At 70.7% G+C, this 11948-nt stretch carries 10 protein-coding genes and 1 pseudogene; 1 reads left to right on the top strand and 10 read right to left on the bottom strand.

The features are described from left to right. Positions 1–62 precede the first annotated feature (62 nt). Both CP969_RS28315 and CP969_RS28310 read right to left on the bottom strand, forming a co-directional pair. The gene (locus CP969_RS28315; protein WP_004982397.1) at positions 63–605 is read right to left on the bottom strand and encodes a DUF1360 domain-containing protein; all 543 of its coding nucleotides are present in this window, start codon (positions 603–605) and stop codon (positions 63–65) included. After that, positions 589–854, bottom strand: a pseudogene (locus CP969_RS28310) (Rieske (2Fe-2S) protein); the annotation flags it as partial. The pseudogene CP969_RS28310 and the gene CP969_RS28315, both read right to left, overlap by 17 nt. Positions 855–1502: 648 nt before the next feature. Between CP969_RS28310 and CP969_RS33325 the strand changes: the two are divergent. Beyond that, the gene (locus tag CP969_RS33325) at positions 1503–1673 is read left to right on the top strand and encodes a hypothetical protein (protein ID WP_016824323.1); all 171 of its coding nucleotides are present in this window, start codon (positions 1503–1505) and stop codon (positions 1671–1673) included. A 296-nt stretch (positions 1674–1969) separates the two neighbouring features. Here CP969_RS33325 and CP969_RS28305 read toward each other — a convergent pair whose 3' ends face one another. The 8 genes from CP969_RS28305 to CP969_RS28265 form a co-directional block, all read right to left on the bottom strand. Beyond that, positions 1970–2515, bottom strand: coding sequence for a hypothetical protein (locus CP969_RS28305; protein ID WP_004982407.1), 546 nt, complete (start codon positions 2513–2515; stop codon positions 1970–1972). Between the two features lie 77 nt (positions 2516–2592). Beyond that, a complete protein-coding gene (locus tag CP969_RS28300; protein ID WP_016824324.1) occupies positions 2593–2862 on the bottom strand; it encodes a hypothetical protein in 270 nt (89 codons plus the stop codon). A 710-nt stretch (positions 2863–3572) separates the two neighbouring features. After that, positions 3573–4034 (bottom strand): SPW repeat protein, encoded by a 462-nt coding sequence (locus CP969_RS28295; RefSeq protein WP_004982411.1) that lies wholly within the window; start codon positions 4032–4034, stop codon positions 3573–3575. A 563-nt stretch (positions 4035–4597) separates the two neighbouring features. Next, on the bottom strand, positions 4598–5278 hold the full coding sequence (locus CP969_RS28290) for a hypothetical protein (RefSeq protein ID WP_016824325.1): 681 nt from the start codon (positions 5276–5278) through the stop codon (positions 4598–4600). Positions 5279–5303: 25 nt separating this feature from the next. After that, positions 5304–7664, bottom strand: a complete 2361-nt coding sequence (locus CP969_RS28285; protein WP_016824326.1) for a hypothetical protein — start codon at positions 7662–7664, stop codon at positions 5304–5306. A gap of 20 nt (positions 7665–7684) precedes the next feature. After that, positions 7685–8113: a hypothetical protein gene (locus tag CP969_RS28280; RefSeq protein ID WP_016824327.1), complete on the bottom strand. Its 429-nt coding sequence runs from the start codon at positions 8111–8113 to the stop codon at positions 7685–7687. A gap of 1099 nt (positions 8114–9212) precedes the next feature. Further along, entirely contained in the window at positions 9213–9923 is a 711-nt protein-coding gene (locus CP969_RS28275) for a glycoside hydrolase family 11 protein (RefSeq protein ID WP_004982418.1), read from the bottom strand. Positions 9924–10599: 676 nt separating this feature from the next. Then, entirely contained in the window at positions 10600–11928 is a 1329-nt protein-coding gene (locus tag CP969_RS28265) for a class I SAM-dependent RNA methyltransferase (protein ID WP_039830837.1), read from the bottom strand. Between the last annotated feature and the right edge of the window lie 20 nt (positions 11929–11948).

Raw genomic sequence — 11948 nt, 5'->3', positions numbered from 1 at the left:
GGGCCGAGGCGCCGCAGGCCGCGCCGGGCCGGCCGGCCCGCACCGCTGTCTCCGCGGCCGGGTCATTCGCCGGTCGTCTTCTCGACCAGCGCGCTGTACGCCAGTTGCAGCGTGTCCGCCCCGGCCACGGCGGCGAGCGCGCCCATGGCGGTGCGGGTCGCGCGCGGCCAGAGCAACTGGCCGGCGGTCAGGGTCGAGGCGACCCAGACGCTCATGCAGAAAGGACAGGTCGCCAGCTCGCCGACGGTCCGCTTGCCGTCCTCGGGCTGCGCCTCCTCGTGCAGTTCGGCCGGGCCCTGCGGGCCGACGTACCGCGTGAAGGGGGCCCGCAGCGGGCTGGTCACCGAGGCCTTGCTCAGCAGCCGGCTGAGCCGGAAAGTGGCGACCGAGGTCAGGACCACGTCCCACGGCTCGGGCCGGTCGGGCAGGGGGCGGCCGCGCAGCCGTACCGCCGTGGCCCAGGCCGCCGTGTACGCCGCGAAGCCCGTCATGGCCGCGAGGTAGCCGCCCAACGGCCGGTCGTTCCCTGCTGAGTAGCTTCGTCCGGTGCGCTGGAGAAGCCGGTGCAGGCGTCCTGCGAAGCGGCTGTCAGTTGCTGTGTCCATGAGTGGTGCCCCCTCCTGTTCCGACCCGTTGCCGCTCCGCTTCCCGGTCGTTCGGCACGCGCTCGTCCCGGTCGGCCCGGCGCAGGCGTATCTCGACGTGGCCGTCGAGGATCCGGGCGTCGAAGGCGGGCTGCGGTGCGGTGGCCGGGCCGCGGACGTCCAGCCGTCCGCGAGCCGGAAGGCACTGCCGTGCCACGGGCACCGGACGCATCCGCCGGTGACCGTGCCCCCGGAGAGCGGCCCGGCGAGGATCCCGCTCCAGCCGGTCCGGCAGCGACGGGACGCGGCTCTGCCGCATCCGTGGGCGGCGGCGTGGCGTAGCGCTCATGATCGGCCGGGTCCCCGCCTGCGCGGAAGGCAAACGGAGCAAGGGCCGCCTGCGGTGGACCACGGTCAGTCGCCCGGCCGGATCACCGCGCGCCCGCAGCCGTCCGTCTTCTCCTCGAACACCCGGTGGACCCGCGGCGCCTCGTCCGGGGACAGGCTGTGGATCGCCAGGTGAGCGTGCTCAGTTCCCCGGCCGCCGGCCGGTCCGTGGGCCGCCGACCGGTCCGTGGGCCGCGCCGAGCAGGTCCGCACCCGCCGGGCGACGCCGGCCGTCTCGCGTCGTGGACGTGACCGGGCAGCCGCCCGCCGACGTGGGCATGAGGACGAGGCGTCGCGCCGATCCGCCGTCCCCGGCCGCTGCCGCCACGAGTACTCGAGGCCGGGCATCGCCTCCCACGACACCGCGGGCATCGTCCGGTGTGCGGATCCGCAGGGCACGTCGCCCCCCACCGGGGAGACGGCGGAGTCCCCACGGGCCGAGCCGGGCCATGCAGCCTCTCCGGAACTCGTTTTGCGCCACGGCCCCGGGGGGACCCGGTACGTCCGCAGCGGCGCCCGAGGGAGGCAGCCATGAGCAGTTCCGGAGAAGCACAGCGCGAACCCACGTCGCCTCTGGAGCGGGAGACGGACGAGCGGGACGTCCATCCGGAGGAGGAAGGGCACCCCGAGCCCGACACGTCCGGCGAGACCACCGACGAGACCCTGGAGGAGCGAGCGGAGTCCGAGGAGAGCCCCGACTGACACCCACGGAGGAAGCAGTGAGCGCCCGGACGACGGGCCGGCCCCGTCCGTCGGCGGGTCCGTCCGAGTGGCCGACCTGGCACGACCGCGACGGAAGCCCTCGCCACGGGCATGTGGTCCGCCTCCGCCGACGGGCCCCCGACTCGGCGCACCGTAGGAACGAACCGGACTTCACCGGACGGTTCCGCCCCTTGCTCGCGAGGTACGGAGGGCGCCATGTCGTTGGTCGAGGAGTTGCTCGACGCCCGCCCCTGACGACTTCGCGGGGCGGGCCACCGCCTCCCTGACGCAGGGACTCAGCCGACTGTTGCGGCCAGTACTTCCTCGGCCCGGCGGACGCGCCACTCCTCGATCCTCTCCTGCTGCCGCCGGGCTCGTTCGAGCAGGGTGTCGAGCCGGGCAGGGTCCAGGCGCTCGTCGGTTGCGCCGAGTCGGCGCAGGGTCTGCCAGCCGGCCGCCTTTCCCTCGACCCCCAGCCGCAGGGCTTCCAGATCCAGTACGACGCCGAGCGGGGAGCCTTGTACCAGGTGGCCGTTGGGCTTCAGCCGTCCCAGCTTCTCGCCCGCCCAGCCCGCGCACACCTTGTAACGGCGAACGGGAACGCCGAGATCCCGCATGATGTCCAGCAGCGCTGCCCGGTCCCGGGCCATCTCGGCCGCTACGGGCTCGATCGCGCGGCCGAGCGCGGAACCGCGGGCGGTGCGCACCAGGCGGGTGGCGCGTGCGGTGCCGGCGGTGGCGCCGGCGAGGTGGTCGTTGAGATAGATGCCGAGCAGCTTCCTGTCGGCACGCCGTCCGGTGGGGCGGCGCTGGATCGTGCCGGAATGCGGAAGGGCGTTCATCTGAAGCCTCCTTCGGTTGCCGGGGGATTCCCCGCATGCGAGCGACGGATCGACACGGAGCCGGGCGTGAACGGGCTTCAATCCGGGTCGCGGGGCAGGTAGTAGGTCTGCCTGAGGAACGCGGCCATGTCCTGCAGGGCCTGCCTGTATCCGGCTCTGTAGTGTGCGTCGACATCGGTCCGGCGGCCCTCGGCCTCCGCCCAGGAGTCGAGGTGCAGAGCGATGCGCAGGTGGTTGCGGTACAAGGCGCCGTGCCTTCCGCCGAGGGCGGCTCGCGCACGCTGCTCGTCCCAGTCCTCCAGGTCACTGGTGTCGAAGGCGAGCAGTTCGTCGTCGGTCTGCGGCACCGTTTCCCTCCTCGGATCGATCCCCGCCGTCACGGGTACCGCGGCGGCTGACCGGAATGTTCGAGTCGGCCGAGCCTGTGACCCTCTCGCGGCGGCGGGTCATCGCCTGCACCCGCGGAGGAGACGGTGCTGCGGCCCGCCGTACGAGCCTCGGTCCCGGACGGCGGGGAACTGACGGTCCGGGTCGAGGAGGATCTTCCTCTCCCCCGGTCGCGGAACGCGCTGGAGACCGCTCCGGCTGCGGCCCTCGACGGACCACACCCACCCCTTCCCACCCCGACGGCCGCCCGCGGACGCCTTCCCGGTGTGCCACTGAGCGTCTACGACCCCGTGCGTGACGTCCCGGGCGTCAAAAGATCCCTTCCGCCACGCAGAAGGTGATCACCGACCCGGCCGGGATGCTCGCCGCCGCCCCGCGATCGTCCCGGCGCAGTGAAAGCAGCGGAAGCGGCAGTGAGCGCCCCGACCCGCTCACGCCGCAAGCGGGGGCCACTCGTCCCCCGCACGCTGGACGGGCTGTGGCGAACGCCGGACCCGTCGATGGTGGGGTCGGCGGAGGTGACCGCCGGGACGACGCCGCGGGCCGGATCGTCGGGGTCGCCGCCGAGGAGAGTGACGGCTTCGGCGGCGGGCCGGGTCCGGAGGCGTTCCAGGACGCTGCAGCCGCTCTCGTCCCGGCCCCCCGATCGACCGATCCGGTGGGGCGGGTTTCAGCCGCGCCGTGTGTGCGGTGCCGCCGTGCCCGCTCGGGCTTTGCCGGACTCGGCTGCACGGGCGGCTGCGCTGGCAGCCAGGGCCAGCAGAGCGGCTATCACCCCTGTGATGACGTTGTTGACGATGGTCTTCGTGGTGCTGACGTCACCCGCCACCACCCACGGTGCGACGATCGTCCAAAGACCCAGGGCACACGCGCCCCACGCCATACTGTGGGTGCGTTCGTAGGCTCGGCCGAACCCGCCGCTCATCAGCAGCGCGTAAGCGAGACCGACGAGAAGGTTGTTGACGGCGAGCGTCGACAGGCCGTTGAAGCCCGTGATCCACGGGGAAGCCGCCAGGTAGATACCGGTGAGGAAGGCCAGTGTCCCCACGGCCTGCCCCTGCGGCGTGCTGGTCGCACGCTCGGCCATCTCATGGCGCTCACGCATATCGATGATGTCCGGGTGCATCTCCATGGATGACCGGGAAGCGGAAGTGGACATGACTTGCCTCTTGTCTCTTTGCCTGCAGGTAGCGAGTTGTTCACTCCTCGCCGTCGGCCCATGGACGTCACGGGCCTCGCCCGGGCCGAGTAGCTACTTATGGGGCATTTACACACGATTTCGAGGACTATCTGAACGAAACGGGCGACCCTGCCTCCCCGTCCCACGACGGCCATGAGCGGTGCCGTCCGGTCGATGCCACCGTGGCCGGGGGACGGCACCGCAAGGTCACGCTCGAGAAGAGGCGGCGAGCGGGGTGGGCCGAGAGGCGCGGCTGCGGCCTGCAAGGCATGGGCCGGCGAGGGGCGGGCGACCGGTACGCAGATCTCGACCGGGTCTTCGCCGAGGAGGGCTTCTCCGCACCGTCCGGCACGGGGAGCCGGGCCGGGCCGGAATCGTGGGCGAGCGCGAGGTCGGCGCCCCTCGGAGACGAGATCCGTGCACCGCTCGTCCGTGGCGCACCGCATACGGCAGACGACCCCTCCTCCGGACAGGAAAGGCCGCCTGATCATGGTCGTTTCCGCGTACGTCAGCGGCTACGCGGGATCCAGCACGGGCCGCGCGGGGAGCCCGCCGTTCTTCTCGCAGCCCAGTTCCTTGGCCATGGCCAGCGAGACGGAGTGGGCCACGGTCGCGTAGGCGTCCTTCAACGCCTCGACATCACCCTCGGGCTCCCTCGGCATACCCCAGCGCTCCACACCGATGGCGACGTGAGCCGCGTTCGTCGAGTTGGGGAACCTGTCGCTCCGGCACGCGAACCGGACCGACGCCCTGTTCGCCGCCGCCAGGGTGCGCTCCCCCATCTTCAGCACGGTGAAATCCGGGGCCGGAGTTCCCGTCGGGGGGCCGTCAACCAGCCCCCAGGTGACTCGGATCGCGAAATCCGCCGTACCGTCGGCCGTGTAGATGCGGCAGACGTCGTCGCGCCCCCCGGTGGCGACCGGAAACGCCTCGACGAGGTCCGTCGCGGCCCGCGCGACGGTGGATTTCTCCGCCGTCGTCCCGAACCGCGACGACCCCGTGATCACCTTCAGCGCCTTGGACGCTTGGGCGGACACGGCGTCGCCACCGCAGAGTTGCGTCCCCGCCACAGCCTTGTCGGCCGCCTCCTCGTCTCCGTCCCCACCACAACCGGTGGCCCCGAGACACAACAAGCCGGCCACGGCCGTGGCAAGGAGTCCAACGGGCACCGGCCTACGACTGATCACTATCCGCATCCTTACGTGTCCTCGGCCGCCGGCCTCAGCCGGTCTCCGGGTCGTTGCCCTGCTGGTTCTCCCGGTCGTTGCCGACCCCGTAGCCGATCAGCATCGATTCGCGTAGGTCCTGTGCGAACGTGCTGTTCCCGGGGTCCGGGACGTGCCGCCGCAGAAACTCCTCCATCGGTGCCTCGGCCAGGGTCTCACCGGCCGAGAAGATCTCCATTCTCTCCTCGTCGGTGAGCTCCTCCATTTTCTCCTTGTGTTCGTCCACCGAGTTGTCGGAGATATCGCCGACCATCTGGCCTATGACCTGTTCGGCAGCGCCACTGGCGGTGTCGGTCGCCAGCGGGACGAGCACCGCGGCCGTGCCCACGGCCGCGGTCGCGGGCAGGAAGGCGACGCCCGCCGCGATGCCCGCCGTGGCACCGAACTCGATCCAGCCCGCCCGCTTGGCGACCGCCTTCTCGTAGTCCTCGTGGGTCTTGAGGTTCGTCGCCTCCACCTGGTCGGCCCGGGACTGGTCGAGCATGCCCTGCACCTCGGCGCCCACGCGCACGGCCGCCCTGGCCCTGGCCTCGACCGCCTCGGTGATCTTCCCGTCCGGGCCCACGGTCCCTTCCAGCACGCTGCGGGTGTAGACCTGCTCCGCGGTCGAGACCGTCGCGTAGGCGTCCGGGTGCTGGCCCAGGGTGCTGAGGAAGCTCCGGACGACGCTCCGCCCGTTCCCGTCCGCGGTGTCCGCGAAGTCGATGTGCCCGTCCGGGTTCTTGCCCGGCGCGAACACGCTGTCCGGATCGTTCTTGGCCAACGCCCAATTGATGTCGTCGATGTAGCCGGCGCCCATGACGCCCAGGCTGTCGGCCATCGCCTCGTGGTGCTCCTTGAGCAGGCCCGGGTCCGCACCGTACTTCTCCATGACCTTCTGCATGACCGCGGCGTTGTCCGCGTCCCGCACCACGCCGGCGTCCGGGTGCCCGGCCGGGTAGCCGAGGGTCGCCGCCTCCAGGGCGTGGCCGAGGGCGTCGGGCATCTGGTCGAGCGACGCCTCGAGCTCCTTCTGGTCGAGCGAGTTGACGTCGGGGAAGGACTCCCACTCCTCGTTGCCGAAGAAGTCGAGGTAGTTGTCGATCGCCTCGCCGTCCTTGTCCTTGCCGAGGTCGGCCGTGGCACCGTGGTTGACCGTGCCGTCCTCGTTGTAGGCGGTCGGGGGGTCGGCGAAGAACTTCTTCGCCGCTTCCGGGCTGTTGCCGAGCGCTTCCAGCATGGCGGTGGCCGGGTCGTAGCCGGCCCCGTTCACACCGGAGGGGTTGAACGGGTTCTTGAACGGACTGTTCACCATCTTGTTCCCGGCGAACATGTCCGGATCCTTCTGGTGCAGCTGCGCCACGTGTTCGGCGATCGGGTTGAGGAACTTCGCGTCGTAGTTCCCGTACCGCATGATCCCGCCGAGCAGCTGGTATCCGAACGGCCCGCCGTAGTCGTGCTTGGCCAACGGAACACGCTCCGTACCCAACTTGCGGAGCTCCGGTCCCCACTTGTCGGTGAATTCCCTGTCGTGGGAGGCGGTGGCCAGGTTGAGGCCCAGGTTCCGCTGGAGCTCCTGGACGTCCTTGAGGCGCTCCGGGTCGACCTTGCCGTACTCGTACGTGTCCATGGAGAGCTGTCCGAAGAACGCGAGCGACTTCTCGGGGCCGAGCTTCCCGTAGAAGCCCTTGGAGAACTCCACCGACGAACTGTTGTCCTTCAGCAGTTCGTTGAGCTGCTGAAGTTCGGCGTGTGTGATGTCCCGGCCCTTGGCCGCCAGAGCGGCGGCGCGGGCGGCCTCCTCCTGGTCCAGCTTCGTGTACGTCGGAGCGCTGAAGTCCTTGCGGTCGGTGACGTTGGCCTCGAGGGTGTTCTTGAGGGCGAGGTCGGTGTCGTTGCAGTTGTCGACGATGAGGTCGATCCTCTTCTGCCACGACTCGATGTTCCGCTTCTCCTCCCGCAGGAGCTCGCTGTAGTCGGGGTCGTGCCGCGCCGCCTCGTTCTCGGACAACGGGTTCCGCGCCGTGACCCTGCCGTTGCCGTCCACGCGGATACCGGCCGCGGGCCCCTCGTGGTCCCGGATGCCGATCAGGTCGTCCTTGGCCTTCTTGATGGCCGCGTAGCCCTCTTCCAGGATCAGCTTCACACCCTTGGCCTCGGCCGCGGCGTCCGCGAACTCCTTGGCCGTCTTGCCGATGAACGCCTTGGTGACCCCTGCGTTGACGCCCTCCCAGGCCGCCCTGTCCGCCTTGGCCTTCATTCCGTCGGCGGCATCGGTGGCGAGCTTGTCCAGCTTCCCCGCCATCTCCGACCAGTCGTCGGCGGCGGCCTTCAGCTTCGCCACCGGGGCGTCGATGATGTCCTCGTACTTCAGCATGTCGCGCGTTCCCCCGAGCCCTATTTCATGTATTCCGTGAGCACGGAGATCCGCATCAGGTCTCCCTCGATCTTCGCCTCGTCCTTGGCGTGCTGGGCCTTGCTGTAATCGAGGTGATTCGAGATCTGCGCGCAGGCGTCCAGCAGCGTCTTCAGGTGGGTCCGCCAGAAGTCGTGCACCTTCAGCACGGCCGAACCGCTCACGAAGTTGCCGTTGGTCAGCGCCGTCGCCGCGTCGAACGTGGAGGAACGGGCGATGTCACCCTCCTTCGCCAGCCTTCCCAGTAAGTCATACGCGTCATTGCCGATGGCGCCGAGGTCGTCCCGATTGACCACCAGGTCTTTCTCGCCACCGCCTCCGCCGCCGGCGGCCGGAACGCTGTTGGTCTGCAGGCCCGTCCGCTTGGCCGCCGCCGCGCGCAGTTCGGCCCACTCTTGCTCGAACGTCATAAAGTCCCCCAAGTCCATCAGGGCAGGCCGCTCCACCGTATGCGCACGGCCACCGACCTGATCGCCTGTCGCTTGCATCATCACCCGCCCACGGGCGGCCGGTGGCTGATTCCCCGAAGCCCGGACGCCAACGATCCAATCCCGGCAGGGTCATGCCCCGTTGATCCGGCCTCCCCGTCCGCCCGAAGGCGGCAGACGCGGCCCCGGAAACGACCACTCGCGATTCGTCGGACCCCTCACATCATCCGCCGGATGGTGCCCGGCCCGGCGGGATCACGGGCGCAGTGTGGGATCACAGGCGCAGTCGCCGTCGGTGCCGGCCGGGGCGAGGAAGAACTCGACGGCCGTTCTCCGGCGTTCGGTGCAGCACCGGAGCCTGCCGACATTGTTCACTGCGACCGTCTCGACCGGCCATGCGTCTGGCTGGAGTCGGGCTGCGTGCGCATCGGGGGAACTCTCCCGGGCACAGCCGTGATCGCTCTCGTCACCGCGGGCTGCGGCGGGCCGGGATCGGATGGCAGCGCCTTTCGCCCTGCGGACACCGCGCCGCCGAAGAGCGGCGAGGAACTCCCCGCCGCGATCACCTCGGCCGAGCCCGGACCCCTGACGGTGAAGACGCTGCTCGGCGCTCTGCCGCCGGAACCCACCGACGACGCCGCGTTCACCGAACGGGTGCTGTGGACGATGCCTAAACGCACCGTGGCCATGGCCGGGACACCGGGGAGGACCAGCGCCACGTGCGAGGGCGGCCAGGTGAGCGAGGAGCCGGGCGTGGCCACACGGTGCACCGTCACCTACAACGGCGTGACGGTCCCCCGGCCCATCCGTTTCGACGAGCCGACCGGTGACTTGGAACCGTACGAAATCACCAACGCGGGCCAGGCCGTGCTGCCGGTTGGGGCGGGTGCTGGGCGTAGTGGTGGGTCCCGTGCTCGTGGGGTGGGATGTCGCCGATCGCTGGGTGGAGGTGCTGGTTGTCGGACCGGTCGACCCTCCCCGGCCTTCGGCCGGGGGTGCCCCACCGCGGTGGCGGGTTCGCCACGGCTGCGGGACCCGCCACGAGGACGGGTCCCGCAGCCGGTCGTTCGCCGGACAGAGGTCAGCCGCTGACCGTGATGTTCGAGCTTCCGCTGCTCTGGTAACCCTCGGTGGCCATGATCATGTAGTACCTGAACTGGCCCAGGTTCATGCCCGCGCGTGCCCAGGCGTCGAAGTGGTTGCCGGTGGTGATGGTGCCGGAGCCACTGGTCACCTTCGACTGCCGGACGCTCCAGTACTGGTCGAAGGTGCGGGTGCCCTCGACGGAGGGGGCGTTGTACCGGGTCGTCTTGTAGATGTCGTACGTGCCGCCGTCGCTGTAGACGGTGCCCCTGTACTCGCCGGTGGGCCGGTAGCTGCCCCAGTTGTCGACGATGTAGTACTCCACCAGCGGATTCGACGTCCAGCCGTAGAGGCAGCCGTAGCCGTTGCCCGACGGGTTGAAGTAGCCGGTGTAGCGGACCGTCCTGCGCCCGCCGGTGTTCCAGCCCTTGCCGGCGACGAAGTTGCCGCAGTTGGTCCACCGGGTGCTGTAACTGCCGCCGCCGTTGAGCGTCATGGAGACGGAGCCGCCGCCGTCGGTCCAGAACGAGTAGTACATGCCGTCGTAGCCGGTCTGGTTGGTGGTGATGGTGGTGGCGGCGTGGGCGGTGCCGGGCAGCAGCAGTCCGGACGCGGTGGCGAGCGCGACGGTGCCGGCGCCGCCGAGGAAGCCTCGTCGGCTCAAGCCGCTGAAGGGAGCGGGGTTCTGCTGGATCTGGTCCTGCTGCATGCGTCCTCCCGATGAAGGCTGGTGGGGGGCGGGCGGCTTCTGCTGCCCGCGGCCTTGCATGGAACACGGCGGGGGTCACCCGTCGTCGTGCCGCAACGACCGACCGCCGCCCCCGGTCACGTGACGCGAGAGGAACGACGGTCTCCTGTCGTTCGGTGGCCACAGTTTTCGTAGAGCGCCATGACCCTGTCAACACTTTCGACAGCCTTTCGGAAAGACTTCTTTCACCAGAAGAGGTCTTGTCGAGTACACCTTCGCTGGTCAAACCAACCCTCACGCGAACCGACGCGAGGGACGGAATGAGGCGAGGAAGGTACGCAACGCAAGCATGTGCGCGGCATTCGAAACTTTCGAACGCGCGTGGGCGCGACTGCGGCGGCCCCACCGGGAACGACTGCGCGCGAACGGCCTGGCCTGGGTCACCGCGTACGACGCGGCGAAATCCGCGACCGTCGCCTACGCCGAGGTGCGGCGCCGCGCGCGGACCCTCGCATCCGTCATGCCCCGCCCCGACGGACGCCTCGGCTCCCTCGACCGCGGGGCAGCAACCGGCGACGAGCGGGCACACCGCCCGTCGCCGGCTCCATCCGACACCTCGGCACAGTCCACGTCACGCGCCCGCGGAAACAGGTCGGGGCCACCGCCCGGGGCTAGCAGGAGCAGAAGGAACGGCAGGTCATAGGCCCTTTGCCGCAGGCTCCAGAATCGCCACGCACTCCACGTGGTGCGTCATCGGGAACAGGTCGAACACCCGCAGCGTCCGCACCCGGTACCCCCCGTCCCGGAAGTACGCCAGGTCCCGGGCCAGGGCGGCCGGGTCGCAGGCCACGTAGGCGATCCTCCGGGCGCCCAGCGACGACAGGTGCTCCACCGTCTTCCGGCCGGCGCCCGCGCGCGGCGGGTCCAGGACGACGAGGTCGACCTCCGTGATGCCGGTGCGGGGCAGGACGGACTCGACCTTGCCCTGCTCGATGCGGACGCGGGGGAAGTCCGCGAGGTTGTGCCGGGCGTCCTCCACGGCCCGCCTGCCGGACTCGATGCCGAGGACCGCGCCCTGGTCGCCGACCCGGTCGGCCAGGGCGCCCGCGAACAGGCCGACGCCGCAGTACAGGTCGAGGGCCGTGTCGCCCTTGCGGGGCAGCAGGCCCTGCATCACCGCGGTGACCAGGGTGTCGGCGGCCTGCGGGTGGACCTGCCAGAAGCCTCCGCCGCCGACGCGGTGGGTGCGGCCGTCCGCGCGCTCGCGGACGAAGGGGCGGCCGTGGACGCGGTGGACCTGGCCGGAGCGCTCGTCGATCCGCAGGACCGAGACCGGGCGGTCCAGTTCGACCAGCGGCAGGCGGCAGCCCGGCTTGGGGGTCAGGACGACCTGACGGTCCTGGGAGCCCGTCGCCGCGATCGCCTCGACGGAGTCCATGCCCGTCCAGTCCCGCTTCTCGATGCCGAGCTCGCTGACGCCCTCGGCGGCGATCATGCAGTGGTCGATCGGCTCGACCTCGTGCGAACGGTGCCGGCGCAGTCCCGCGCGGCCGTCGGCGGTCACCGCGTACTGCACGCGGGTGCGCCACGCCGGGACCTGGCCCGCGGGGACCTTGTCGCCCTCGGCGGGCATCACCGTGCCGTCCCAGCCGACCTCCTCGGGCGTGAGCCCGGCGAGGCGCCGCAGCTGCTCGGCGACGACCTCGCCCTTCAGGCGCCGCTGCGCCCCCGGCTTGGCGTGCTGCCAGTCGCAGCCGCCGCAGCGGCCGGGGCCGGCGAAGGGGCAGGGAGCGTCGATCCGGTCCTTGGAGGCGTCCAGCACGTCCACCGCGTCGGCGCGCAGGAAGCGGGCCCCCTCCTCGCCCTCCGTCACCCGCGCGACGACCCGTTCACCGGGCAGGGCGTGCCGGACGAAGAGGACCTGTCCGGCGGACGTACGGGCGATGCAGTGGCCGCCGTGGGCGACGGGGCCGACCTCGACCTCGTACTCCTCCCCCACCAGTGATTTCCTCGGTTCTGCCTGCATGGCGGGGTGACTCCACAACA

It is taken from the genome of Streptomyces viridosporus T7A, from assembly GCF_008704515.1.
In the GTDB taxonomy this organism is placed as follows: domain Bacteria; phylum Actinomycetota; class Actinomycetes; order Streptomycetales; family Streptomycetaceae; genus Streptomyces; species Streptomyces viridosporus.
Note: the sequence above shows the minus strand (reverse complement) of the source record. Positions and strands in the feature narration are given on the sequence as shown.